The organism is Nocardioides sp. YIM 152315 (genome assembly GCF_029210375.1).
Classification (GTDB): domain Bacteria; phylum Actinomycetota; class Actinomycetes; order Propionibacteriales; family Nocardioidaceae; genus Nocardioides.
Genome location: NZ_JARGER010000033.1, coordinates 52,560 through 77,070, shown reverse-complemented (window position 1 = coordinate 77,070; position 24,511 = coordinate 52,560). Strand labels below are relative to the sequence as shown.

Below are 24,511 nucleotides of genomic sequence, written 5' to 3'. Positions count from 1 at the left end.
GGCCGGATTGGCTTCGGACGTACTTGGAGCAGTAGCGGCACGGTTTGGCGTGCCCACCAAGTACGTGCTGATCTTCGCGGGAGTCGTTGTCGTGCTCGTCGTCGGCGGCGGTTGGATGGTCCTGAGGGCGGTAGCCACGACGTTCAGGGGAGCCTCGTCCGCCGCGACAGCTACTCCGGCTTCGACACATCGGAATCGGCCTGCCGTGGACAGGATGGCTACTCTGACATCGAGGGCGGCGCTCAGGTTCAGGTGGTCGATTCCAGCGGCAATACCTTGGGCATTGGAAACCTGAGTGAAGGTAGGCCCGGCCCGGCGGACTACACCAGCACTCACTCCTACACGTGTGCCTTTGAGTTCGCCGTCGAAAGCGTCGACTCCGACTTCTACAAACTTGTGATTGGTCACCGCGATGGTCCGACGAACTCCGACGAGGACCTTGCGAATACTGACTGGAATATGGACCTCGGTCTCGGCTGAGCCTCGCCTGCCAAGGAACTGGCCTCCTAGCTCTCTGTGCGACCTCGGTGTGCCAGCCAACGGAACGGATCCGGCCGCCGTCGCCCGATTGGACGACGGCGGCCGGATTGGACGCTCTTCACGGGGTGCGATTCTGGCCCCACCCGAATCTGCTCTCCGCAATGAAATCGACCAGGTTCGAGACAAACCTGTCGCGGAATTCCTCCACAGAGGGTGGCGGTTGAACGCGGGCGTCGACTAGGAGATCGTGCATCACCTCTCCCACTAGTCGCACCTGGATGTCGATGCACCCCGGACCGGGGTCGTCAACGATCTCAATGCTCAAGCGTTGGAGTTCGCCCTCGCGCACGACTTGACTCAGTGCGGGCAGGGCGACCTCCGAGAGCGCAGTCTGGATGTCGATGTCATTGCTCCGTCCACTGCAGGCTTAGCGACGCCTTCCCTTGTACGCCAAGTAGCCGTTGTATCGAACCGTGAAGTTTCCACCACCCGCGACGTCATGCCGGCCGGTGATGACGTCGTTGAAACTGATGCTCGACTGTGCAGCTCCGGGGAATGACCCGTGGAAGATGTAGGAAACTGGGACGCTCGGGTGGTAACCTTGACGCGTCTTCTTGAGGCCATCGCGCCACCAGTCGAGCCCGCGCTCGCTGACGTTGCCGACCGCGATGCTACGGGTCGCCGTCCCGACCTTGAAGTACCACGCCGCGCCGGGTCGGTCGCACGGCCGCTGGGTGCCGAAGACCCCGTCCCCAGCAGGGTTGCCGGAAGTCCAGTCCTCGTTGCAATACACCGGCGAGGGCGGACTGCCCGCCGGGGGAGGCTCGGTCAGTTGCACCATCTTGCTCGCGGTGGGCAAACTCGCGGCCGAGGACGAAGACGCCGAGTCCTCCGATGAATCGAGGATCAGGTCGTCGCCGACAATGTCGGCCTCGGCCCAATCGAATCCTGCGGCCTCAAGGTCGTCTATCACTTCATGGGCCGGCTCGTCCGACTCGAATGTCAGGACGAGTGTAGAGTGATCGCTGACGACCGCGACCTCGGCGACCACCTGGTCGAACTCCGAAGTCGCCTCGTCGGCGTTCGACACGCTCGACACGCCAAGAACGCTCCCACCGACGATCGCAGTGATCGCGGCGGCCGCAGCGAGCGAACCTGATCTACGCCTTCTCATCTGTTCTCCCTTCCTCTGCTGGGGTCTCGTGGACCGGCAGCGAGCATGAGAACAAGCCCGAGAAACCGACAGACCGAGAATTGTTGACGAATTTGAGCACACTCACGGGCGGCTTGTCTTCAAAACGGGTCTGCTGCACGATCGGGTGGCAGTTCATTCGAGACGCCATCCGGGGTGGCGGTATGAACTTCCGGCTGCTCGACCAACGCCATTGAGCGGTAGCGGCCACGCCAATTCAACACGGTGGTTACCGTCGAGTCGGTCAGCTCCCCGATCCGCGTGTTCGCCACGCAGTCCGCGGCCAACAGCACGATCCTCGCCCGCTTCGCAGCAGCGGCCGTCACCGTCGAGGCACGCGTCCACCGCTCCAATTCCTCGCGGTCACCCCTTGAGGCCGGGGACCCAAACCGGCTCTTCGCAGTTGAGGGTGTAGCGCGGGTCGCGTAGGCGGCCGGCGCGTCGGTCCCGGGATAGACGTCGAGGTCTCCCGAGGATGAAGGCTCCTACACGCTCCATCTGGAAAACCTCGACGTGCCTGACGCTACCCCGCCCGCGGGCTTCGCCTGCCCTGATCTGTCCGCGTTCTGCGGCCTCGACGAGCTCGGTCTCGTCGTCACCGGCCAGCGCATCGAGTCCGATCGCGCCGTGCTGGCCTGCCGGGTTCTCGAGCCCGACCAGTGGTGTCACCAGTGCGGGGCCGAGGGGAGGCCGCGCGACAGCGTGATCCGTCGGCTGGCGCACGAACCACAGGGCTGGCGTCCGACCATGCTCGAGGTCGTCGTGCGCCGCTACCGGTGCGCCGACTGCGCCCATGTATGGCGTCAGGACACGACCGCTGCGACCGAGCCGCGGGCCAAGCTCTCGCGTCGCGGACTGCGGTGGGCACTGGAAGGCATCGTCGTGCAGCACCTCACCGTCGCCCGGGTCGCTGAGGGCCTCGGGGTCGCGTGGAACACCGCCAACGACGCGGTCCTGGCCGAGGGCAAGCGGGTCCGGATCGATGACGCCGCCCGGTTCGACGGGGTGAAGGTCATCGGGGTCGATGAGCACGTATGGCGCCACACCTGCCGTGGCGACAAGTACGTCACGGTGGTCATCGACCTCACCCCGGTCCGGGACGGCACCGGCCCCGCGCGGCTGCTCGACGTGGTCGAGGGACGCTCCAAGCAGGCGTTCAAGACCTGGCTCGCCGACCGCGACGGCGGGTGGCGCGACCGGGTCGAGGTGGTCGCGATGGACGGGTTCACCGGCTTCAAGACCGCCGCGGTCGAGGAGTTTCCCGACGTGACCACGGTGATGGATCCCTTCCACGTCACCCGCCTGGCCGGTGAGGCACTCGATGAATGTCGTCGCCGGGTCCAGCAGGCCATCCACGGCCACCGAGGCATGAAGGGAGACCCGCTCTACGCGTCCCGTCGCACCCTGTCGACCGGCACCGACCTGCTCACCGACAAGCAGATCGACCGGCTCAACGCACTGTTCGCCGACGACCGGCATGTCGAGGTCAAGGCCACCTGGGGCATCTACCAGCGGATGATCGCCGCCTACCGGCACGAGGACCGCCGCCGTGGTCGCGAGCTGATGGTCAAGCTCATCGCAGACATCGGCACCGGTGTGCCCAAGGTGCTGGTCGAGATTACCAAGCTCGGCCGGACGCTGAAGAAGCGCGCCGAGGACGTGCTGGCCTACTTCGACCGCCCCGGCACATCCAACGGGCCCACCGAGGCGATCAACGGCCGACTCGAACATCTGCGTGGCTCCGCACTCGGGTTCCGCAACCTCACCAACTACATCGCCAGATCCCTGCTCGAGACCGGAGGCTTTAGACCGCAACTACACCCTCGATTGGGATGAGCCCCCAAACCCTCTAGATACTTGCGCCACGCGGCACTAGCCGCGCAGGGGTGCGAGCACGTCAGCGGCGAAGCGCTCCATCGCGTCGAGCTTCTGCTCCAGCGTGGCGTCCAGGCCGTGGTAGTAGGCCCACGGCATCGTCCAGCAGTCGGTGACGCCGAGCGTCCCCGCGCGCTCGAAGTGCTCGGGGAGGAAGGCGTCGCTCAGCGCCGTGATCACCGCGAAGTCGCCCGAGACGCCGATCTCGGCGCGAGCAGCCGCGAGCCGGCCCGCGATCGCGCCCGCCTCCTCGGTCGAGTAGAGGTCGCCGACCCAGCCGTCGTGGCGTGCGGCCCGGCGGATCGCGACGTCGGAGAGTCCGCCGACGATGATCGGGATCGGCTCGGTCGGCGTGGGCTCCATCACCAGCCGCGGAGCGCTGTGGAACTCGCCCTCGAACTCGGTCCAGCCCGGGCTCCACAGCTCGGCCAGCAGGGCGAGGGCCTCGTCGGTGCGGCGGCCGCGGCTCCCGAAGTCCTGGCCCATGAGCTCGAACTCCTCGCGGCACCACCCGACACCGACGCCGAGACTCACCCGGTTGCCCGAGAGCACGGCGGCGGTGCCCACGCTCTTCGCGACCTGGAACGGGCTGCGGATCGCGGGCACGTAGACCGAGGTGAAGAAGCGCAGCCTCGTCGTCACCGCCGCGAGCGACCCGATCAGCACCCACGGGTCCGGCCAGGCGGCGTCGTGCTCCCAGCGGCGCAAGCCGTCGGCCGTGTAGGGGTACGGCGTCGCCAGCTCCTCGAGGTCGACCACGTGGTCGGGGACGGCCATCGAGTGGTACCCGAGCCGGTCGGCCGCCCGGGCCAGCGGGGCGAGATGGTCGACCGGCTGGAAGGCGGTGCTGATCGCGAAGCGCACGCGCGCAGCCTAGTGCGACACAAGAACGTGTTCTATCCGAGCGCCCGCCGGCTCTCACCCCGAGGGGTGGGGGTGGCGGTGCCTGCCGGGGGTACCTGCTCGGTGGCGGCGGCACCGGCCCTCACGCAGCGAGCCGGTCTCGCCGCCCTGAAGGTCGGCAGGGAAGCCTCAGACGGACTTGAGCGGATCGTGCCCGACGTTCATCAACCGGCGCCGCCACGCCGCCTCACCGGCGGTGGGTTCGAGGTCTGCCCGCCGCTGGTCGGTCACCCGCTCGACGACCTGCTCCATGACGACGACGTCGTCGGGCGTGACGTCTCCGCGTCGCTTGCCGAGGATCTGCAGGACCCGATGGCCCAGGTGGGAGCCCGCCTGGTCGGGGAACTCCTCGGTCTCCTCGCCGGCCCCCTGGACGGCCAGCCACGCGCGCAGGTCCGCGGACGTCATGTTCACGACGCGGTGGAAGTCCTCCCAGAGTCGGTCGTCGACGATGCTGTCGGCCATCTGTCCTCCTCGGCTCGCGCGAATGTCGGGGTCGCCGGCCCCGTACCCGCTTGCCCCGGCGTGCAACGCAGGCCTGCGGCGGGTACCTCGTCGGCATGAGCGAGGAGCGTCCGAGAGGGACCGTTGGGTGCCGGAGCGGTTGAGCGTGAAGGGCCTCCGCGAGGCGGTGCAGGACTGCCGCGGATGCGAGCTCTACCGCGACGCGACGCAGGGGGTGATGGGCGACGGCCGCCGCGACGCGGCGCTGATGCTGCTCGGCGAGCGGCCGGGCGACGTCGAGGACCAGCGGGGCGAGCCGTTCGTCGGCCCGGCCGGCAAGATGCTGGACGACGCGCTCGCCGACGTCGGCATCGACCCGTCGGACGTCTTCCGGACCAACGTGGTCAAGCACTTCCGGTGGTCGGGCACCCGCGGCAAGCGGCGGATCCACCAGTCGCCGAGCCGCGCGCACGTCGCCGCCTGCGGCCCGTGGCTGGACGCGGAGCTGCGGCTGGTGCGGCCGAGCGGCGTCGTGATCCTCGGCGGCACGGCGGGGAAGGCTGTCTACGGCGCGTCGTTCAAGGTCGGGGAGGCGCGGGGCAAGCTGCGGGAGTGGCCCGAGGCGTTCCTGGTGGAGCGGCCGCCCGACTGGGTGCTGGCGACGACCCACCCGTCCGCGGTGCTGCGGGCCGACGACCGCAGGTCGGCGTACGACGATCTCGTCGCCGACCTGCGGATCGCGGCCCGGCGTGCGCGGGCTGGATGAGTCATCTACGTGAAGACGCTCACGCCTCCCGGTCCCACCAGGAACCCGACGATGATCAGCAGGACGCCGAACAGGATCTGGCCCCGGAACAGCTGGACGATGCCGCCGATCACCAGGATGACGGCGAGGATCCACAGCAGGAATGCCATGAGTTGGTACCTCCCTCTCGGACTCAGAGATCAGATACCCGAAACGGCTCGGGCTCAGTCGTTGTCGGTGTAGTCCTCGACGACGTGCACCGCGGCCTCCTCGGCCGACGCGGCGCCGTCGTCGATGCCGATGTCCTCGCCGACGAGGTCCTTCTCCACGTCCTCGCCGAGGCCCTGGTCGGGATCGACGAGCCGCCCGGCGCGGGCGTCGCCCACCTCTCCGTCGTCGACGCTCTCCGACTCCCAGGGGGCGTCGTCGGCCGCGGCGTACGGATCGACGTCGGGCTCCTCCTGCCCGACCCGCTGGTCGATCGACTCCCGGTGCTCCTCCTCCCAGGGAGTGTTGCCGTAGCGCTGGCCGGCGGAGTAGCGCTCCGGTGGGGAGTAGCCGCGGTCCAGCTCGTCGTCGACGTCGTCATCGCCGAGGTCGTCGATGTTGCCCGGCTGGTCCTCGTCGTCGACGCTGTAGTCGCCGTAGGTCTCTTGATCTCCGTCGCCGTGACTGGTGGTCACGCGTCCTCCTTCGTCCGGGCGCGGTCGGGTCGTCCACGCTACTCCGACCCGGTGCCCACCCGATTCAGGCGAGATTCGCGCACCGGGGCCGCCGATCCCTTGCATGCGGCCCACTCGCGCGGGGACCGTGAGGACCATGCACGCCGACTTCGTCGCGCTCGACCGGTGGTGGCGCGCCGCCAACTACCTCTCCGTCGGGCAGATCTACCTGATGGGCAACCCCCTGCTGCGCGAGCCGCTCCGGGAGGAGCACGTCAAGCCGCGCCTGCTCGGCCACTGGGGCACGACGCCCGGCCTGACCTTCGTCCACGCCCATCTCAACCGGGCCATCATGCGGCGCGACCAGTCGATGATCTTCGTCACCGGTCCCGGTCACGGCGGGCCCGGCGTGGTCGCCGCGTCCTACCTCGAGGGCACGTACTCGGAGATCTACCCGAACGTGTCGCTCGACGAGGCCGGGCTACGGCGGCTCTTCACGCAGTTCTCCTTCCCGGGCGGGATCCCGAGCCACGCCGCGCCCGAGACGCCGGGGTCGATCCACGAGGGCGGTGAGCTCGGCTATGCGCTGTCACATGCGTACGGCGCGGCGTTCGACAACCCCGACCTCGTGGTCGCCGCGGTGGTCGGTGACGGCGAGGCGGAGACCGGGCCGCTGGCGACGAGCTGGCACAGCACCAAGTTCGTCGACCCGCGTCGCGACGGGGCGGTGCTGCCGATCCTGCACCTCAACGGCTACAAGATCGCCAACCCGACCGTGCTCGCCAGGATCCCCGAGGACGAGCTCGTCTCGCTGCTGCGCGGCTACGGTCACACGCCGTACGTCGTCGCCGGCTCGGACCCCGCCCAGATGCACGCGGACTTCTCCGGGGTGCTCGAGGAGGCGCTCGACGAGATCGCCGACATCCAGGGGGAGGCGCGCGCGTCGAACAGCCCGGTGCCGCGTCGGTCGTGGCCGATGATCGTGCTCCGCTCGCCGAAGGGCTGGACGGGCCCGAAGGAGGTCGACGGCCACAAGGTCGAGGGCTACTGGCGCTCCCACCAGGTGCCGTTCGCCAACGCCCGCACGGACAAGTCCCACCGCAAGGTGCTGGAGGAGTGGCTGCTCTCCTACAGACCCGAGGACCTCTTCGACGAGGCAGGCGCCCCCGCGGCCGACATCGCCGCCCTGCACCCCGAGGGCGATCTGCGGATGAGCGCGTCACCTCACACGAACGGCGGCGCCCTGCTCCGCGACCTCCGGATGCCCGACTTCCGCGACTACGCGGTCGGCGTGGAGAAGCCGGGGACCGGCTCAGCGGAGGCGACCCGGGTGCTCGGCGGGTTCCTGCGCGACGTGATGGCCCAGAACATGGAGACCTTCCGGATGTTCGCGCCCGACGAGAACAGCTCCAACCGGCTGCAGGACGTCATGGAGGTCACCGACCGCACCTGGAACGCTGAGATCCTCCCTTACGACGACCACCTCGCGCCCGACGGCCGGATCATGGAGATCCTCTCCGAGCACACCTGCCAGGGCTGGCTCGAGGGCTACCTCCTGACGGGCCGGCACGGGCTGTTCTCCTGCTACGAGGCCTTCATCCACCTGGTCGACTCGATGTTCAACCAGCACGCCAAGTGGCTGGAGTCGACACGCCGGATCCCCTGGCGGCGGCCGGTCGCGTCGCTCAACTACCTCCTCACCTCGCACGTGTGGCGCCAGGACCACAACGGCTTCTCGCACCAGGACCCGGGCTTCATCGACCACGTCGTCAACAAGAAGGCGACCGTCGTGCGGGTCTACCTCCCGCCGGACGCCAACACCCTGCTGTCTGTGGGCGACCACTGCCTGCGCAGCAGGCACTACGTCAACGTGATCGTCGCCGGGAAGCAGCCGGCGCGGCAGTACCTCTCGATGGAGGACGCGATCGTCCACTGCACCAAGGGCGTGGGCATCTGGGACTGGGCGTCCAACGAGGGCAAGGAGGAGCCGGACGTCGTGATGGCGTGCGCCGGCGACGTGCCGACGATGGAGACGCTGGCCGCGGTCCAGCTGCTGCGCGAGGAGCTGCCGGACCTGAAGGTCCGGGTGGTGAACGTCGTGGACCTCATGCGTCTCCAGCAGGAGACCGAGCACTCGCACGGCCTCTCGGAGGCCGACTTCGACGCGCTCTTCACCCGCGACAAGCCGGTGATCTTCGCCTACCACGGCTATCCGTGGCTGATCCACCGGCTGACCTACCGCCGCACCAACCACGAGAACATCCACGTGCGCGGCTTCAAGGAGGAGGGCACCACGACGACGCCGTTCGACATGACCGTGCTCAACCAGATCGACCGCTTCCACCTGGCGATGGACGTGATCGACCGGGTCCCGCGGCTGCACGCCACGTCGGGCGCCGCACGCGAGAGGTTCAAGGACGCGCTGATCCGCCACCGGCAGTACGTCCGGACCGTCGGCGAGGACATGCCGGAGATCCGCGACTGGGAGTGGACCGGCGGCTGACGTGCGGACCTCCCGATGAGAACACTGGTGGTCAACCCGGGCTCGAGCAGCCTCAAGGTCTCGCTGCTCGACGACGGCCGCGAGGTGCCCGATGACGGTGGGCCGTACGACGCCGTCGGCGTCCGCTTCGTGCACGGCGGCACGCGGACCTCGGCCGTGCTGGTCACCCGGGAGGTGCTCGAGGAGCTCGCGGAGGTCTCCGAGCTAGCGCCGCTCCACAACCCGCCGGCGCTCGAGGCCGCGCGTGACCTCACCTCGGAGCATCCGGACACCCCGGTGGTCGCCTGCTTCGACACCACGTTCCACGCGACGATCCCGGCTGCGGCCGCGACGTACGCCCTGCCGCGGGAGTGGCGCGAGGCCTGGGGGCTGCGTCGCTACGGGTTCCACGGCCTCTCCCACGCCTATGCCGCGCGCACGTCGGCCGAGATGCTCCGTCGGCCGGTCGAGGAGCTGCGGATCGTCACCTGCCACCTCGGCGGTGGGGCCTCGCTCTGCGCGGTCCGCGGCGGGCGGTCCGTGGACACGACGATGGGCCTGACGCCGATGGAGGGCCTGGTGATGCAGACCCGGTCGGGGTCGATCGACCCCGGCCTGATGCTGCACGTGATGCGGTCGCGGGGCGTGTCGGCCGAGGAGCTCGAACGCGTTCTCGAGCACGAGTCCGGCCTGCGTGGACTCACCGGCACGTCCGGTGACCTCCGCGAGGTGCGGGCGGCGATCGAGGCCGGGTCGGACGCGGCGGCCGCAGGCATCGAGGTCTACGTCCACCGGCTGGTGCGCGAGATCGGCGCCATGGCCGCGGCGACCGGTGGCGTCGACGCGCTGGTCTTCACCGGCGGAGTCGGCGAGCACGCCCCCGATGTACGCCTGGCGACCGTGGCACGCCTGGACTTCCTCGGTCTCGCGATCGACGAGCTGCTCAACGACGAGGTGGCCGACGATGCCGACGTGTCTGCCTCCGGTGCCGGCGCCTCGACACTCGTCGTCGCCGCCCGCGAGGACCTCGAGATCGAGCGGGAGGTCCGGGCGGTGGTCAGCGGAGCTGGTAGGTCGTAGTGCGCTCGCGGACCGGCCGTCCGATGCCGGCGCCGATCTCGACGAGCTCCTCGACGGTCTTGGCGGAGCCGTGCTCGGAGCCGGCCATCCGCGAGATGGTCTCCTCCATGAGCGTGCCGCCGAGGTCGTTGGCGCCGGCCTGCAGCATGGCGCGGGTGCCGTCGACGCCGAGCTTGACCCAGGAGGTTTGGATGTTGCGGATCCGGCCGTGCAGCATGATCCGCGCCAGCGCGTGCACGGCGAGGTTGTCGCGCAGGGTCGGTCCGGGGCGGGCGACGCCGGCGAGGTAGATCGGCGCGCTGGTGTGGACGAACGGCAGCGGCACGAACTCGGTGAAGCCTCCGGTCCCGGACTCCGACGCCGCGTCCTGGATGCGGGAGAGCACGCGGAGGTGGCCGACCCAGTGCCGGGGGTGGTCGACGTGTCCGTACATCATCGTCGACGTCGTCGGGATGCCGACGCGGTGCGCCGTGGTGACGATCTCGACCCAGGTCCTCGTGGGGAGCTTGCCCTTGGTGAGGACCCAGCGGACCTCGTCGTCCAGGATCTCGGCGGCCGTGCCGGGCAGGGAGCCGAGGCCGGCCTCGCGTGCCTTGATCAGGAAGTCCTCGATCGACAGGCCGGTGCGGGCGGTGCCGTTGACGATCTCCATCGGCGAGAAGGCGTGCACGTGCATCTCCGGCACGCGCTGCTTCACGGCGGAGACGAGGTCGAAGTACGCCGTGGCCGGGAGCTCGGGGTCGATGCCGCCCTGCATGCACACCTCGGTGGCGCCGAGGTCCCAGGCCTCCTGGGCGCGGTCGGCGACCTCGTCGAGCGAGAGTGAGTAGGCGTCGGCGTCGGTGCGGCGCTGGGCGAAGGCGCAGAAGCGGCAGCCGACGTAGCAGACGTTGGTGAAGTTGATGTTGCGGTTGACGACGTAGGTGACGTCGTCGCCCACGGTGTCGCGGCGCAGGTCGTCGGCCAGCCGACTGACCTCGCGCAGCAGGTCGCCCTCGGCGGTCATCAGCGTCAGCGCGTGCTCGTCGGACAGGTTGCCCGGGTCGCGCTCGGCGGCGCGCAGGGCGGCCAGGGCGTCCGCCGGTGGTTTCGGGACAGGCGCTAGCGCGCCTTCCTCAACCACCGTGCTTCCGGTGGTTGAGGAAGGACGAAGTCCTGTCTCGAAACCACCGGCCCGGGTCGCGGCTTCCTTGACCTCGTCCCAGTCGCCGTAGACGTTCGCGAAGTCCGACCGCCGGTCCTCGGTCCGCCCCTCGGTGTCGACGGCGGCGAAGAGGTCCGTGCGTCCGACGCTCGCGAAGCCGCCGTCCGGCTCCTGCCACGGCAGGCCGACGGGGCGTACGCCGGGCTTCGCGAGCCCGTCCTCGGTCGCGAGCGCGGCCACGTGCGCGGACACGCGCGGGTCCAGCCAGGGCTCGCCCGCCCGGACGTACTCGGGGTGCACGGTCAGCCGCGGGCGCAGATCGAAGCCGCAATCGGCGGTGATCGCGCGCAGCCGCTCCAGCGAGGGCCACGGCCGCTCGGGATTCACGTGGTCGGGCGTCAGCGGAGAGACCCCGCCCCAGTCGTCGACGCCGGCCTCGAGGAGGGCGCGGCACTCCTCGGATCCTTGGGCGTGGTCCACGAGGTTCGGCGGCGCTTGGATCCGCGCCTTGGGGCCGAGCACGATCCGGGTGACCGCGATCGCGGCGCGGTAGTCGTCGAGACCCAGGTCGTCGGTGTGCCGCATCGCGGTGTCGGGCTTGGCGCGGAAGTTCTGGACGATGACCTCCTGCACCGCGCCGTACGCCTTCAGCGTCGATCGCAGCGCGAAGATCGTCTCGGCCCGCTCGGTCAGCGTCTCGCCGATGCCGACCAGCAGTCCGGTCGTGAACGGGATCGACAAGCGTCCCGCGTCGTCGAGCACGCGCAGCCGGACCTCGGGGTCCTTGTCGGGGGAGCCGAAGTGAGCCAGCCCCTTGGTCTCGAAGAGCCGCCGCGACGTCGTCTCCAGCATCATCCCCATCGACGGCGCGACCGGCTTGAGCCGGTTGAGCTCCTCCCACGACATCACGCCGGGGTTGAGATGGGGCAGCAGCCCGGTCTCCTCCAGGACCCGGATCGCCATCGCGCGCACGTAGGCGAGCGTGGAGTCGTAGCCCTGCTCGTCGAGCCACTCCCGGGCCTCCGGCCACCGGTCCTCGGGTCGGTCGCCGAGCGTGAACAGCGCCTCGAGGCAGCCCAGCGCCGCGCCCTGGGAGGCGATCTCGAGAATCTCGTCGGGAGAGAGGTACGGCGCTCGCCCGTCGCGCGCGGCCTGGCCGGGCGTCTCGACGAACGTGCAGTAGTGGCACCGGTCGCGGCACAGCCGCGTCACGGGGATGAAGACCTTCGGGGAGTACGTCACCACGCCTCGCCCGTCGACCACTCGGCCGGCCGCGACCAGACCGGCGTCGCGGACCTTCCCCGCGGCCGTGGTCAGCCGGTCGAGGTCCGCACCGGTCGCGGCCAGGAGCGCGGTGGCCTCGTCGACGTCGAGCGCCGCGCCGCGCTCCGCGCGGGCCAGTGCCCGACGTACTTGCTGGGGGGTGGGCTGCTCGCTCACCCTGACAGGCTAACCAGCCGTCCCCCCATGTGGACGGCCGGTCGCCTGTCGGTCACTCCTGCGCCGGCCCACCCCCGTGTACGGGCCGGCGCAGGACGACGGTTCGGTCAGCCGCGGCCCTTGCCCGGCTTGTGGCCCTTGCCGGGCTTGTGACCGTGGTGGTTCTTGCCCTTGCTGGGCTTGTGGTCCTTGCCCTTGCTGGGCTTGTGGTCCTTGCCCTTGCCGGGCTTGTCGCCCTTCGCACCCGTGCCGTGGCCCTTGCCGTGGCCCTTGCCGTGGCCCTTGCCGTGGCCCTTGCCCTTGCCGGCGACCTTGGCGGTCTCGTCGCTGGTCCTGGACGTGGTCGCGTAGCCGGTCAGGCTGCCGGTCACCGTGACGGAGATCCGCTCACCCCGGTGCGCCTTGGTGAGCTCGAGCCTGCGGCCGCCGGCGCCCTTGATCGACTTGCCGTCGGCCTCCCACTGGTAGGTCAGCTTGGCGCCGTCGGTCCAGTCGCCGGGCCGGGCGGTCAGCGTCTCGCCGACCTTCGCGTCGCCGGAGATCCTCGGGGTCGAGGCGGTCAGCACGGCCGGCGCCGGCGGCATGACCGGCGGCGCCGGGCGCGTGACCCGCTGCGTCAGGTTGGGAGCGGACGCGACGCCCACGGTCGCGACGCCCTCCTTGGTCCCGGTGGCCACGACGTAGATGGCCATGTCGAGGTGGGCCACGGTCAGCGGCAGGGTCCTGCCGGTGGCGATCACCGGACCGCTCGACTGCGCATCCGGCAGCGTGCCGAACCACTCGTAGGTGACGTCCGCACCGTCCTCCCACGCGCCGGACTCGACGACACTGAGCGTGCTGCCCACCGTCAGGCTGCCCTGGATCGCGATCGCCGACGGTGCGCCGACGTAGCCGGCAAGCGTCGTGACCTCATCCGTGGCCCAGGCGCTGGTGGGCGTCCCGTCGTCGTCGATGCTCGCGACCTCGACGGTGTACGTCTCGCCCGCCTCCAGGCCGTCCACCACGGCGTTCTGGGCGCCGGTCGTGTCGGTGGCGACGACCTCGTTCTCGTCGTCCCGGACCCGCAACTCGTACCAGACCGGCTCATCGATCTCCCAGGCGTACTTCCCGTCCTCCCAGGAGACGTCGACGGCCGTGGGATCCCACTGGTCCGGCGTGGCCGACAGGTTCGCCGGTGCGGGGAGCGGCCCCGGCACGGCCTGCGCCGGGGCGGCCAGGCCGGCGATGCTGCCGGCGCCGAGCGCCGCGGCGGCCAGGCCGGCGGTGAATCGTCCGGCTCGGAGTCTCCGAGCCCGAGATGCGTTCATGGTGTTCCCTCCGTCTGTACCCAGAATTGGGGTGCGTTCGACGGATCTTGTCGGCACCGGGGACGCGCATGTGTGTCCGAATCAGGCCATGGCAGCAATCGGACTGTCCGGTTCCTGCCATGGCCGGGACCGGACGTGCCGAGGCCCTTCCGCGCTGGTTCGCTGAGGCGTGCGATCATCACCCGGTGTCCTCGGAGCCCGCTTCCCGCTCGTCCGAGCTCACCTCCCTCGAGCTGCTCGGCGCGGGCCTGCGCTCACGTGCCGGCACCGTCTCGGACCTGGCGGCGCTCGCCGTGCGTGACGAGACAGAGGTGCGTCGCGACCTCGAACGGCTCGATGCCGACGGCTTCGTCGTCCTGCGCGGCGACCAGATCAGCTACACGGCCCCCGAGGAGGTCGTCGCCGACGTCGTACGCCGCCGCGCCGGTGACCTCGGGGCGGAGATGCTGCGCCGGCTCGCCGACCTGGCCGAGGTGGTGGGACAGCTGCCCACGCTCGCGCGGGAGTGGGACGTCGGGGCCAGCGAGCACCAGCTGCTCGACATCGAGGTCTTCCACGGCCCCGAGGCCGTCGTCGACCTCTGGCACGTGCGGCAGGCACGTGAGCCCGCCCGCCGCACCGACGTCGTGCTGCCCGACGCCTCCCGGCTCTACGTCGCGGACCCCGCGATGCAGCGGTTCTGGCACGAGGCCAGCCAGGGCGAGGGACGCAGCGCACGGGTCATCGCCCGGCTCGCCGACGCCGTCCACCCACTCGCCCAGCAGCGGCTCACCGAGGAGCTCGAGGGCGGCGTGCAGATCAGGCTGATGGCCGAGCCGCCCGGCTGGTTCTGGATCACCGACGACGCGACCGTGGCCCTGCCGCTGGTCTGGGGGGAGCGGTGGCCGACGTCGGTGATCGCGGTGCGCAGCCGCGCGGTCGCCGGCATGGCGAGCTGGCTCTTCGAGCGGATGTGGGAGCGGGCGGTGCCGGCGCGCAGCGAGACCGCGACCTGGGACCCGCTGCTCAGCCTGATGAACGGCGGCGCCACCCTCGAGGCCGCGTCGCGCGCGCTCGGCATCTCCGAGCGGACCGGCCGGAGACGGATCTCCGAGGCGATGGACCACTTCGGCGCCGGGTCGATGCTCGAGCTCGGCGTCGCGTGGGGCACCGCCCGCCGGTCCTGACCGACGTCAGACGCGGACCACCTCCGGCTCGTCCGGCTCGCCCTGCTCGTCCTGCTCGGCGGTGTAGGTCGGCGCGACCGGCGGCTTGCGGTCGAGCGCACTCGGCCACCAGATCCGACCGCCCAGGTCGAGGTTGATCGCGGTCACCAGCACGGACCGGACGATCATCGTGTCGAGCAGCACCCCGAGCGCGATCGTCGTGCCGATCTGCAGCGTGAAGGTGAGCGGCATCGTGGCCAGGGCGCCGAACGTGGCCGCCAGCACGAGTCCCGCCGCGGTGATCACCCCTCCGGTCGAGGAGAGTGCGATCAGCGAGCCTCGCCGGGTCCCGTGTGCCGCCGTCTCCTCCCGGACCCGGGTCATCAGGAAGATGTTGTAGTCGATGCCGAGCGCGACCAGGAACACGAACGCGTACAGCGGGAACCCCGGATCCGTGTGCGGCCGGTCGTAGACGAGGCTGAAGATCAGGCCGGAGATGCCCAGGGCGGCGGCGAAGGACAGGATCACGGTGCCGATCAGCAGGATCGGGGACAGCAGGGCGCGGAGCAGGCCGATCAGGATCAGCAGCACCGCGGCCAGCATGATCGGGATGATCACCTTGTTGTCGCGTGCCGAGGCCTCCTCGATGTCGATCGTGACCGCGGTCCAGCCCGTCACCAGCGCGTCGGCCCCCTCGACCTGGTGCACGGCGTCGCGGGCGTCGCGCACCGCCTGGACGGCTCCGTCGGAGAGGGGGTCGGAGTCGAGGTTGGCGACGATCAGCGCCGTGTCGCCCTCGACGAGGGGTTCGGGAGCCACCTCGATGCCGTCGATGTCCTGCATCGACTCGATGACGGCGTCCGCCTCGTCGGCGTTGGCGACGACCTGGATCGGTGTGCTGGCGTCGACCAGCCCGTGCTCGACGAGCAGCTCCTGACCGACGACCGAGTCGACCTCCTTGGTGTACTGCTCGTCGCTCGGGATGCCCGAGGTGTCCAGCAGCAGCGAGCCGAACGCGAGCGCTACCAGCGCCCCGCTCGTGACCAGCCAGACGGCGCGGGGCCGCACCGAGATCCGGTTGCCGACCCGAGCCCAGAAGCCCGAGTTGGTGGGCTCGACGCTGCCGAAGCGCGGGATGAACGGCCAGAAGACCCAGCGCCCGCAGATCACGAGCAGGGCGGGCAGCAGCGTCACCATCACGACGTAGGTGACCGCGACGCCGATGGCGTTGGCCGGGCCCAGGCCCGCGGTGGAGTTGAGCTCGGCGAACATCAGGCACAGCAGGCCGATCACCACGGTCGAGGCGCTCGCCAGGATCGCCGGCGCCGCACGGTGGAGCGCGAAGGCCATCGCCTCGTGTCGGTCCTCGTGACGGCGCAGCTCCTCGCGGTAGCGGGCGATGAGCAGCAGCGCGTAGTCGGTGCCGGCGCCGATCACGAGCACGGTGAGGATGAACTGCGTCTGGCCGTTGATCGTCAGCGGCGTGTGCTTCGCGAGCAGGTAGAGCAGGCCCATGGTGATGCCGAGGCCGACGACCGCGCTGAAGATCGGCAGCGCCCAGAGGATGGGGCTGCGGTAGCTCACGAGCAGGATGAGGATGACCGCCGCCAGGGTGATCATCAGCAGCTTGCCGTCGAAGCCGGAGAACACGCTCGACTGGTCCGCGGTCGTGCCGCCGGCGCCGGCCAGGTAGACCTCGACGCCGTCGATGGCGGTGAGGTCCCGGATGTCGTCGGCGACGCCGGGCAGCTCCTCCCAGAGCGCGTCGCCGTAGTTGACCGTGAACTCCATCTTCGCGATCTGGCCGTCGTCGGAGACGAACGGCGCCGGCACCCCGGCCGCGGTGGCGCGCTGCGGGCTGACGACGTCGGTCACGCCGTCGATCTCGTCGAGCTCGGCGGCCTGCTCCTCGATCGCGGCGAGGTCGTCGTCGGTGAGGCCGGACGCCTTGTAGTAGACGATCGTGGTGCCGACGTCGTAGGGATCGACGAACGACTCGAGCTCGTCCATCGCCTTGGTCGACTCGGCGCTGGCGGGCAGCCAGGACTCCGCGTCGTTCTCCTGGACGTCGGTGAGCTTGCCCGCGAACGAGCCCATGATCCCGGCGACCACGAGCACGGCGACGAGCACGATCCACTTGGTGACGCGGCCGGTGAGGCTGCCGGCGATCTGACGGTGCATGGAGAGACCCTCTCAGGGGGTGGGGACAGTCGGCATCGGGGAATTCCCCTAGTCCGACCCGCCGTCGCAGGACAACTCATCGGACACCCGTACGACGAACGCCGCAACCGGAATCTGACACGACTTGCCGACGTGCTGTGTCGCTATTTGCCCCGTGGTTGAGCGGGAGTACGGTGCGGCCATGTACCCCGGGACCTGGGCAGCACGGACACCCGACAAGGCCGCGCTCGTGATGGCGGGGTCCGGTCGCACACTGACCTACGCACAGCTCGACGAGCGCAGCATCCGGCTGTCGCGCCACCTCCACGACACCGCCGGCCTGGCCGTGGGCGACGTCGTGGCGCTGCTCTCGGACAACACGCCCGAGACCTACGAGGTCTACTGGGCCGCGCTCCGGTCGGGCCTCTACGTCACCGCGGTCAACCACAACCTGTCCGCCGAGGAGGCCGGCTACATCATCCGTGACTGCGGCGCCCGCGCCCTCGTGGTCTCCGCGGCCAAGGCCGACGTCGTGGCCGGGCTCGACGTCGACGTGGCGGCACGGCTCGTCTACGGCGGCGCGCTCGACGGCTACGCGTCGTACGAGGACGCGCTGGCGGCCGCCTCGCCCGAGCCGCTGGCGGCGCAGCCGCACGGCGACGACCTGCTCTACTCCTCCGGAACGACCGGGCGGCCGAAGGGGATCAAGCCACCGCTGCCGCAGATCGCGGTCGACGAGCCGGGCTACATCTACCCGACGGTGTTCGGCGCCCTCTATGGCTTCGACGAGGACACGGTCTACCTGTCGCCGGCGCCGGTCTACCATGCGGCCCCGCTGCGGTTCGGCGGGGTGATCCACGCGCTCGGCGGGACGCTGGTGATGATGGAGAAGTTCGACGCCGAGGGCGCGCTGCGAGCGATCGACCACCACCGGGTCACCCACACGCAGATGGTGCCGACCATGTTCGTGCGGATGCTCAAGCTCCCCGACGACGTGCGCGCGTCGTACGACGTGAGCTCGCTGCGGTCGGTCATCCACGCCGCCGCGCCGTGCCCGGTCGAGGTGAAGCGCGCGATGATCGACTGGTTCGGACCGATCGTCCACGAGTACTACGCGTCGACCGAGGCCAACGGCGCCACGTTCATCGACTCCCAGGCCTGGCTGCGCAAGCCGGGCTCGGTCGGCACCGCGCTGATGGGCGTCATCCGGATCTGCGGCGAGGACGGCAGCGTGCTCGGGCCCGGCGACGTCGGCACGGTCTACTTCGAGCGCGAGGAGCGGAGCTTCAGCTACCACAACGACGAGGAGCGGACCCGCAGCACCCAGCACCCCGAGCACGACAGCTGGACGACCGTCGGCGACCTCGGCTACCTCGACGACGACGGCTACCTCTTCCTCACCGACCGCAAGGCGTTCATGATCATCTCCGGCGGCGTGAACATCTACCCGCAGGAGATCGAGGACCTCTTCAGCCTGCACCCGGCCGTGACCGACATCGCCGTGATCGGGGTGCCCGACGAGGAGATGGGCGAACGGGTCGTGGCGTTCGTGCAGCCCGCACCGGGCGTGGTCCCGGGCGACGAGCTGGCGGGGGAGCTCACTGCCTACGCCCGCGACCACATCGCGCACTTCAAGGTGCCGCGGGAGTTCCACTTCCGCGACGAGCTGCCCCGCACGCCCACCGGGAAGATGGTCAAGGGGAGGCTGAAGGCGGAGTACGTCGGGTAGCGGCGGTGCCGGTGCGGGAATACCCGGTGCACCGGGTGTTCCCGCACTTCTGGGGCGTTGCAACAACACAGAAGCGTCAGAACTGCGCGAGAAGTGGTGGGCGATCTACGCCGCTCGACGGCGCTCCCACCGACCGACGCCCACCATCACGAGCAGCGCGAGCGCGCCGCCGGCGATCGTGTCGAGGACGTAGTGCTCGGCGAAGTAGACCAGCGCCAGCGACATCGTGAGCGGGTAGAGCAGCAGCAGCCAGCGCCACGGCGAGCGCAGCCGGGTGATGAACCAGAGGGCCACGAGAAAGGCGATGCCGGCGTGCAGCGAGGGCATCGCGGCCACCTTGTTGCCCATGCCCCACATGATCATCGTCTGCCGGTGCAGGTCGATCTCCGACCAGCCCCGACTGGTGATCCGGTGCACCTCGGGCAGGTAGCCGTCGCGCGCGGCCATCCACGGCGGCGCCATCGGGTAGACGACGTAGATGGCGAGCCCGGCGTAGAGCAGCGTGAGGTAGCGGCGCAGCCAGCGCGTCCACTCGTCCCTGTTGCGCACCCACAGCACGCCGGCGAGCGTCAGCGCGACCAGGAAGTGCGAGGCGTACGTCGTGGTCAGCAGGACGTCGTACCAGCGCGGCGGGAGCGACTTCACACACGGATCGCCGCACCACGCGCCCTGGAGCCAGACGGTCGGCGCGGTGCCGCCGAAGAGCCACTCGTCGAAGCGCACCGGCATCGAGTAGTGCGGCGCGATGCCGATCCCGTCGGCGAGCCCGCGCGCCAGCCAGTAGCCGACCAGCAGCAGCATCGGCCGCCACCAGTCGCGCCAGAACGCCAGGTGCGCCCGTCGCGGGGCCTCGACGTCCCACGCAACGGTCGCGAGCCAGATCCAGAGCACCACGCCGGCCGGGTCGTTGGGGATCCCGACGAACCACGACCACACCAGCAGCAGTCCGACGTACGCCGCCATCGCGCGGTTGCGTGCGGCGCGGCTGGTGCCGGGCGTGAGCATGACGCCGGTCACCGGCTCACCTCCCGCCAGATCGTCCACTCACCGGTGCTCGTGGCGCGATCGTAGTGGTCGACCAGCACCGGGTCCGCGGCCGTCGCGTCGATTCCCCAGGATCCGAGCGAGCGGCCCGCGACCACGACCCAGGTCGGGCGCTGCTCGCTGCGCAGGAGGGAGGTCAGCTCGATGAGCTCGGGGTCGTGCACCCGCACGGGCAGGCTCCACAGGTCGGGGTAGGGGCTCCGGAGCCCCGTGGCCTCGAGGATGTTGGGGCCGCCGAACGCCACGACCGCGGTGTCACCGGGACGCGCGTGCGCGTCGAGCCAGGAGATCGCGGGCTGCTCGGGCCGGTCGATGGGGTGGACCGCGACCCACACGAGCGTGCTCACGGTCGAGAGCGCCATCACGGCGTACGCCGCGGTGAGGGTGTGTCGCGTCGGCAGGGGACGCTGGCACGCGGCGGCGGTGAGCAGCACGAGCGCCGGCACGAGGCCCATCAGGTAGTGCAGCCAGTAGCTGCCGCCGAGCAGCACGACGGTGAGCTCCCAGGCCAGGGTCGCGGCGGCGGGCCAGCGCAGGTCGGGCACGGCGGGGTCGGCGCGGCGGGGCAGGCGGCGGGCGAGCACGAGGACGAGCAGCGGTGCGCCGGTGCCGACCAGCGCGATCATCAGCGCTCCGAGCCGACGCGTGGTCGAGTCGGTGGCCGACTCGGCGATGACCGAAGCGGCTTCCCTGCGGAAGACGACGACCGCCTCCCAGAGCTCTCCCGGGCCGGTCCCACGCGCGGCCGCCGCCCACAGGGCGAGGCCGACGGCGGCGAGCGCGCCGACCGCGACGCCGAGTGCCGGACGCGCGCGCCGGCTCACGAGCAGCAGCGCCGCGGTGAACACGAACACGTCGAGCAGACTCTGCTTCACCAGCGCCCCGCCCGCGCCGGCGGCGCCGGCGAGCACGCCCCACCAGAGCGCCGCCGGCGTCGAGGACGCCCGCACGGAGCGCAGCGCCGCGACCATCCCGCCCATCAGGAACGGCAGGCCGAGCAGCTCGCCGTTCACGACCGTCCCGCCGAAGAGCGGGGAGGTCGTCAACAGCGCAGCCGTCCCGGCGGCGAGCACGGGCGCCGAGGGGCGCGCGGGCGCCGCCGCGCGGCCCAGCGCGCCGCTGAGCAGCACGGTAGCCACGACCGCGACGATCCCCAGGGTGCGCAGCGCCCAGCCCCCGCCGGCGGCGTCGGCCAGCGCCGCGAGGGCGATCAGGCCCGGCGGCCGGTCGACGAAGTAGTCGCCGTAGAGCGACGAGCCGGGCGACCACTGCGACGCGAGCAGGAGCAGCCCGCCCTCGTCGGGTGACAGGGCGCGCCCGGCGTACGGCGCGGCGCACAGCCCCGCCGCCGCGGCGAGCACAGCGACCCACCCGGTCGCGCGGCGCGTCACGCGAACGCGAAGGCCAGCAGCACGGCCCCCACGATGACGGCACCGGTCAGCAGGAGGCCGAGGTTGAACGCCGGCAGCGCGGTGCGGGTGCGCATCGCGCGCTCGATGCGCGCCCAGCGGACCATCGCGAGCGCCGTCACCACGGCGCCGAGCAGCACCAGGGCGATCGCGAGCAGGTTGCGGACCCAGTCGGTCTCCGGCAGGCCGAGCGCGTGCAGCGCGACACCGCCGGCCAGGATCGCCAGCGCCGTCCGCACCCAGGCGAGGAACGTGCGCTCGTTGGCCAGGGTGAAGCGCGGGTCGGGCTCCTCCCCGGCGTCGTAGACCCACTGTGGCCGACGTCGCGTCATGGCCCCCATCCTTCCGTACGCGGTCCGGTCTCGACGACTCATTCCAAGGGCTCGCACGCTGCGCGACGCCCAGCATCCACGCTGGCTGCGTTGCGGTCGCTCGTAGGACGGGCAAGTACGACGTCGCTCCCGCGCCTTGCCAGCGCGGCGCTGAGCGCCGCTCGCCGGCACGACCCCTTGGAATGACTCGTCTAGGCTCACCGAGTGACGCTCGAGTTCGATGACCACACCGCAGTCCGCGCCGTCAGCGACACCTCGTACGCCGCGGAGGTCGACCCCGGCTGGGTCGTCGGGGGCGGGGTGAACGGCGGCTACCTGCTCGCGCTGATCGGCACCGCCCTGCGCGAGACGTTCCCGAAGAAGCCCGACCCGCTGGCGGTCTCGGCCCACTACCTCTCCGCGGCGACGCCGGGCCCGGCCACCGTGGTGGTCGACGTGCGCCGCGAGGGCGGCTCGGTGGGGACCGCGTCGGCCGAGCTCAGGCAGGGCGAGGAGACGAGGATCGCGGCGCTCGCGACGTACGGCGACCTCGAGCGGCTCGGCGACGACGTGCGCACGACGGCCGAGGAGCCGGTGCTGCCGCCGCCCGACGAGTGCGTCGCGAACACGTTCGCGCCGAAGGAGATCCTCGAGCTGGCGCCGATGATGGGCCGCTTCGACATGCGCTTCCACCCCGACCACGTCGGCTGGGCCGTCGGGCAGCCGAGCGGGCGCGGTGAGATCGCGGCATGGTTCCGGCTGACGGACGGGCGCGAGCCCGACCCGGCCTCGCTGCTGATGGTCGTCGACGCGCTGCCGCCGGTGACCTTCGACCTCGGGATGATGGGCTGGGCGCCGACGCTCGAGCTGACCGCGCACGTGCGCGCCCGGCCGGCGCCGGGCTGGCTCAAGGTGCGACACGCCACCCGCAACCTGGCGGGCGGGATGTTCGAGGAGGACTGCGAGGTCTGGGACTCCGCCGGGCGCCTCGTCGCCCAGAGCCGGCAGCTCGCGCGTCAGCCGCGTCCGGTCAGCTGAGCCTGCGTTCACCGATTCTCGCCTGCTGCGCGCCACCATCCGGGCACGCTGGCTGCGTTGCCGCCGCTCGGAAGACGCCCGGTATGCCTTCGCGACGGACGCCTTGCCATCGCACCCGCCTGGTGACGCTCGCGACGCCGACAATCGGTGAATGCAGGCTGAGCCGAGCCGTCACCAGCCACCGTCGCCACGGGTGCTCGGTGACCGTCCACAGCCGGTCCCGGCTCGCGTCGTAGGCCAGGTCCTCGACGCCCATCGGGAGCGCGAACCGTCGCTCCCGGAGTGATCCGGCAGGTCCGGACCACAGGGACCCCAGGCCCCAGGGCCCGTGCGACGCCGTCAGGTGCAGTCCGTCACCGGTCCGCACGATTCCCTGGGCTCGGACGACCCCGTGCTCGGCGAGCTCCGCCGGACCGCCGTCCGCGGAGAACGACAGCAGCCGGTGCGTCTGCCGGGCGCCGCCGTACTCGCCCGCGAGCAGCCGCGACCCGGCGTCGGGCGACACGAACGAGAACCGGAAGTCCTCCGACGGCGACAGCCGGTGCCGCGCGGGCAGCACGTAGCCGCCGTCCGTGCGGACCACGTCGTCGAGACGGCAGACCCACAGGCCCTTGCCGGTGGCGGCGACGTAGAGGTGCCGGTCGGTCCACGCGAGCCCGCCGGCGTGCACGCGCAGCGGCTCGTGACCCTCGGACGTCGGCAGCACGAGCAGCACGTGGCCGTAGCGGCGCCGCCGCAGGTCGACGAAGGACACCCGCGAGCCGCCGGCCGTCGCGTACCACGACACCGCCAGGTAGCGCCCACCCGTCGCCACCGAGATGCCCTGCGGCCACCAGCCACGGTCCGCCTGGTCGTGGCGGTCCCACGCCCACGCACGGCGTACGGCGAGGCCGGGTGCCCAGGACCGCCGGAGCCGGCGGTCGAGGTCGGTCAGCACCGGCGTCAGCCCGACCCGACCGCCGTGCCGCGCCGCGAGTGCCTCGACCTCGTCGCCGAGGTCGTCCGTGCGCGTCACGACCACCTGCGAACGGTAGCGTCCGGGTCATGGCCGCCGTCGTGGGAGCAGCGATCGTCCGGGGTGGCAGGGTGCTGGCCGCACGGCGTACGACGCCGCGGGAGACGGCCGGGCGCTGGGAGTTCCCGGGCGGCAAGGTCGAGGAGGGAGAGAGCCCCGAGGACGCGGTCGTCCGCGAGGTGCGCGAGGAGCTCTGCTGCGAGGTGGCCGTGACCGGCTGGCTGCCCGGCGAGGTCGCGATCGGCGAGCGGCACGTGCTGCGCGTGGCGCTCGTCGCGGCGGCCGACGACACCGACCCCGACCCGGTCGAGCACGACGAGGTCCGCTGGCTGGCCGCCGGCGAGCTCGAGACGGTCGACTGGCTGGAGCCCGACCGACCGTTCCTGCCACACCTGCGGTCGCTGCTCGCCACCGACGGGAGAGGATGAGGCAGTGGTCCGCCTCGGAGATGGCTGTGCGCTTCGCGCACACATCGCACGCACCTCGCAGCGTTGCCGTCGCTCGCTGGACGAGCAAGTACGGCTTCGCTCCGGCGCCTTGCGATGCACGCACGCCGAGCACGCCAACCGGATAGCCATCTCCACGGCAGACCACTCGTGATGCGCGGCATCTTCTTCGACGAGGAGCACGCCCGGACGGTGGTGACCCGTCTCGTGGCGGCCGGCTACTCGGCACGCGCCGAGCGCGAGCGGCTCGCGGGCGAGGACGACGACGAGGACCACCCGTGGGCGGTCGTCTCCGACGCGCCGGAGCTCGTCCTCGACGTGCTCGTCGACGAGTACGACGGGTGGCTCGACGCCGACGACCACGTCCCCGTCCACCCGCCGCTGGAGCTCCCGACCGAGTCGCGGAAGATCAAGCGCCCCTCCGGTGGTTGAGGCCGGAGAAGACTGTCCGACCCTCTCC

At 71.0% G+C, this 24,511-nt stretch carries 22 protein-coding genes; 10 read left to right on the top strand and 12 right to left on the bottom strand.

Annotated features, from left to right (window positions below; all coding sequences use genetic code 11):
- Positions 1–111 precede the first annotated feature (111 nt).
- Positions 112–480, top strand: a complete 369-nt coding sequence (locus PZ894_RS10490; protein ID WP_275744541.1) for a hypothetical protein — start codon at positions 112–114, stop codon at positions 478–480.
- 427 nt (positions 481–907) lie between these two features.
- On the opposite strand, the gene PZ894_RS10485 is transcribed toward PZ894_RS10490, so the two are convergent.
- Positions 908–1,654, bottom strand: coding sequence for a hypothetical protein (locus PZ894_RS10485; protein ID WP_275744539.1), 747 nt, complete (start codon positions 1,652–1,654; stop codon positions 908–910).
- A gap of 531 nt (positions 1,655–2,185) precedes the next feature.
- On the opposite strand from PZ894_RS10485, the gene PZ894_RS10480 reads away from it, so the two are divergent.
- A complete protein-coding gene (locus tag PZ894_RS10480) occupies positions 2,186–3,508 on the top strand; it encodes an ISL3 family transposase (RefSeq protein WP_275744537.1) in 1,323 nt (440 codons plus the stop codon).
- Between the two features lie 36 nt (positions 3,509–3,544).
- Here the strand turns inward: PZ894_RS10480 and PZ894_RS10475 are convergent, their stop codons facing one another.
- Complete coding sequence (locus PZ894_RS10475; RefSeq protein WP_275744535.1) at positions 3,545–4,411, bottom strand: TIGR03619 family F420-dependent LLM class oxidoreductase; 867 nt, start codon at positions 4,409–4,411, stop codon at positions 3,545–3,547.
- 168 nt (positions 4,412–4,579) lie between these two features.
- Complete coding sequence (locus PZ894_RS10470) at positions 4,580–4,915, bottom strand: DUF3140 domain-containing protein (RefSeq protein ID WP_275744533.1); 336 nt, start codon at positions 4,913–4,915, stop codon at positions 4,580–4,582.
- 127 nt (positions 4,916–5,042) lie between these two features.
- Here PZ894_RS10470 and PZ894_RS10465 point away from each other — a divergent pair, with 127 nt between their 5' ends.
- Entirely contained in the window at positions 5,043–5,660 is a 618-nt protein-coding gene (locus PZ894_RS10465) for a UdgX family uracil-DNA binding protein (protein WP_275744531.1), read from the top strand.
- Between the two features lie 5 nt (positions 5,661–5,665).
- On the opposite strand, the gene PZ894_RS10460 is transcribed toward PZ894_RS10465, so the two are convergent.
- Positions 5,666–5,809, bottom strand: coding sequence for a GPGG-motif small membrane protein (locus PZ894_RS10460; RefSeq protein ID WP_275744529.1), 144 nt, complete (start codon positions 5,807–5,809; stop codon positions 5,666–5,668).
- Between the two features lie 54 nt (positions 5,810–5,863).
- A complete protein-coding gene (locus PZ894_RS10455) occupies positions 5,864–6,322 on the bottom strand; it encodes a DUF5709 domain-containing protein (protein WP_275744527.1) in 459 nt (152 codons plus the stop codon).
- 136 nt (positions 6,323–6,458) lie between these two features.
- Here PZ894_RS10455 and PZ894_RS10450 point away from each other — a divergent pair, with 136 nt between their 5' ends.
- Together PZ894_RS10450 and PZ894_RS10445 are read left to right on the top strand one after the other, a co-directional pair.
- A complete protein-coding gene (locus PZ894_RS10450; RefSeq protein WP_275744525.1) occupies positions 6,459–8,804 on the top strand; it encodes a phosphoketolase family protein in 2,346 nt (781 codons plus the stop codon).
- Positions 8,805–8,819: 15 nt separating this feature from the next.
- On the top strand, positions 8,820–9,863 hold the full coding sequence (locus tag PZ894_RS10445; RefSeq protein WP_275744524.1) for an acetate/propionate family kinase: 1,044 nt from the start codon (positions 8,820–8,822) through the stop codon (positions 9,861–9,863).
- Here the strand turns inward: PZ894_RS10445 and PZ894_RS10440 are convergent.
- Positions 9,841–12,447, bottom strand: a complete 2,607-nt coding sequence (locus PZ894_RS10440) for a bifunctional FO biosynthesis protein CofGH (RefSeq protein ID WP_275744523.1) — start codon at positions 12,445–12,447, stop codon at positions 9,841–9,843. The genes PZ894_RS10445 and PZ894_RS10440 overlap by 23 nt on opposite strands.
- 107 nt (positions 12,448–12,554) lie before the next feature.
- Entirely contained in the window at positions 12,555–13,754 is a 1,200-nt protein-coding gene (locus tag PZ894_RS10435) for a fibronectin type III domain-containing protein (protein ID WP_275744522.1), read from the bottom strand.
- Positions 13,755–13,939: 185 nt separating this feature from the next.
- Here PZ894_RS10435 and PZ894_RS10430 point away from each other — a divergent pair, with 185 nt between their 5' ends.
- Positions 13,940–14,920: a hypothetical protein gene (locus PZ894_RS10430; RefSeq protein ID WP_275744521.1), complete on the top strand. Its 981-nt coding sequence runs from the start codon at positions 13,940–13,942 to the stop codon at positions 14,918–14,920.
- Between the two features lie 6 nt (positions 14,921–14,926).
- Here PZ894_RS10430 and PZ894_RS10425 read toward each other — a convergent pair whose 3' ends face one another.
- The gene (locus PZ894_RS10425; protein ID WP_275744519.1) at positions 14,927–17,080 is read right to left on the bottom strand and encodes an MMPL family transporter; all 2,154 of its coding nucleotides are present in this window, start codon (positions 17,078–17,080) and stop codon (positions 14,927–14,929) included.
- A 181-nt stretch (positions 17,081–17,261) separates the two neighbouring features.
- Here PZ894_RS10425 and PZ894_RS10420 point away from each other — a divergent pair, with 181 nt between their 5' ends.
- Positions 17,262–18,788, top strand: coding sequence for an acyl-CoA synthetase (locus PZ894_RS10420; protein WP_275744517.1), 1,527 nt, complete (start codon positions 17,262–17,264; stop codon positions 18,786–18,788).
- A 105-nt stretch (positions 18,789–18,893) separates the two neighbouring features.
- On the opposite strand, the gene PZ894_RS10415 is transcribed toward PZ894_RS10420, so the two are convergent.
- From PZ894_RS10415 to PZ894_RS10405, 3 genes are read right to left on the bottom strand one after another with little or no spacing between them, the layout of a single operon-like run.
- Positions 18,894–19,805, bottom strand: a complete 912-nt coding sequence (locus tag PZ894_RS10415; RefSeq protein ID WP_275744516.1) for a phosphatase PAP2 family protein — start codon at positions 19,803–19,805, stop codon at positions 18,894–18,896.
- Positions 19,802–21,223 (bottom strand): hypothetical protein, encoded by a 1,422-nt coding sequence (locus PZ894_RS10410; protein WP_275744515.1) that lies wholly within the window; start codon positions 21,221–21,223, stop codon positions 19,802–19,804. Before PZ894_RS10410 ends, PZ894_RS10415 begins: the two co-directional genes overlap by 4 nt.
- A complete protein-coding gene (locus PZ894_RS10405; RefSeq protein WP_275744514.1) occupies positions 21,220–21,573 on the bottom strand; it encodes a DUF202 domain-containing protein in 354 nt (117 codons plus the stop codon). Before PZ894_RS10405 ends, PZ894_RS10410 begins: the two co-directional genes overlap by 4 nt.
- A gap of 204 nt (positions 21,574–21,777) precedes the next feature.
- Here PZ894_RS10405 and PZ894_RS10400 point away from each other — a divergent pair, with 204 nt between their 5' ends.
- Positions 21,778–22,590 (top strand): thioesterase family protein, encoded by an 813-nt coding sequence (locus tag PZ894_RS10400; protein WP_275744512.1) that lies wholly within the window; start codon positions 21,778–21,780, stop codon positions 22,588–22,590.
- Here PZ894_RS10400 and PZ894_RS10395 read toward each other — a convergent pair.
- Positions 22,583–23,611: a hypothetical protein gene (locus tag PZ894_RS10395; RefSeq protein WP_275744511.1), complete on the bottom strand. Its 1,029-nt coding sequence runs from the start codon at positions 23,609–23,611 to the stop codon at positions 22,583–22,585. The two genes, PZ894_RS10400 and PZ894_RS10395, sit on opposite strands and share 8 nt — an antisense overlap.
- Positions 23,612–23,634: 23 nt before the next feature.
- Between PZ894_RS10395 and PZ894_RS10390 the strand changes: the two genes are divergently transcribed.
- Together PZ894_RS10390 and PZ894_RS10385 are read left to right on the top strand one after the other, a co-directional pair.
- The gene (locus PZ894_RS10390; RefSeq protein ID WP_275744509.1) at positions 23,635–24,033 is read left to right on the top strand and encodes an NUDIX domain-containing protein; all 399 of its coding nucleotides are present in this window, start codon (positions 23,635–23,637) and stop codon (positions 24,031–24,033) included.
- Between the two features lie 171 nt (positions 24,034–24,204).
- Positions 24,205–24,483 (top strand): hypothetical protein, encoded by a 279-nt coding sequence (locus PZ894_RS10385; RefSeq protein WP_275744507.1) that lies wholly within the window; start codon positions 24,205–24,207, stop codon positions 24,481–24,483.
- Positions 24,484–24,511: the final 28 nt, after the last annotated feature.

Excerpts from the sequence above, each read along its gene's own strand:
- PZ894_RS10450 (WP_275744525.1), top strand. The coding sequence starts at position 6,459 with ATGCACGCCGACTTCGTCGCGCTCGACCGGTGGTGGCGCGCCGCCAAC.
- PZ894_RS10420 (WP_275744517.1), top strand. The coding sequence starts at position 17,262 with ATGTACCCCGGGACCTGGGCAGCACGGACACCCGACAAGGCCGCGCTC.
- PZ894_RS10460 (WP_275744529.1), bottom strand. The coding sequence starts at position 5,809 with ATGGCATTCCTGCTGTGGATCCTCGCCGTCATCCTGGTGATCGGCGGC.
- PZ894_RS10390 (WP_275744509.1), top strand. The coding sequence starts at position 23,635 with ATGGCCGCCGTCGTGGGAGCAGCGATCGTCCGGGGTGGCAGGGTGCTG.
- PZ894_RS10405 (WP_275744514.1), bottom strand. The coding sequence starts at position 21,573 with ATGACGCGACGTCGGCCACAGTGGGTCTACGACGCCGGGGAGGAGCCC.
- PZ894_RS10425 (WP_275744519.1), bottom strand. The coding sequence starts at position 17,080 with ATGCACCGTCAGATCGCCGGCAGCCTCACCGGCCGCGTCACCAAGTGG.
- PZ894_RS10385 (WP_275744507.1), top strand. The coding sequence starts at position 24,205 with ATGCGCGGCATCTTCTTCGACGAGGAGCACGCCCGGACGGTGGTGACC.
- PZ894_RS10435 (WP_275744522.1), bottom strand. The coding sequence starts at position 13,754 with ATGAACGCATCTCGGGCTCGGAGACTCCGAGCCGGACGATTCACCGCC.
- PZ894_RS10445 (WP_275744524.1), top strand. The coding sequence starts at position 8,820 with ATGAGAACACTGGTGGTCAACCCGGGCTCGAGCAGCCTCAAGGTCTCG.
- PZ894_RS10485 (WP_275744539.1), bottom strand. The coding sequence starts at position 1,654 with ATGAGAAGGCGTAGATCAGGTTCGCTCGCTGCGGCCGCCGCGATCACT.
- PZ894_RS10470 (WP_275744533.1), bottom strand. The coding sequence starts at position 4,915 with ATGGCCGACAGCATCGTCGACGACCGACTCTGGGAGGACTTCCACCGC.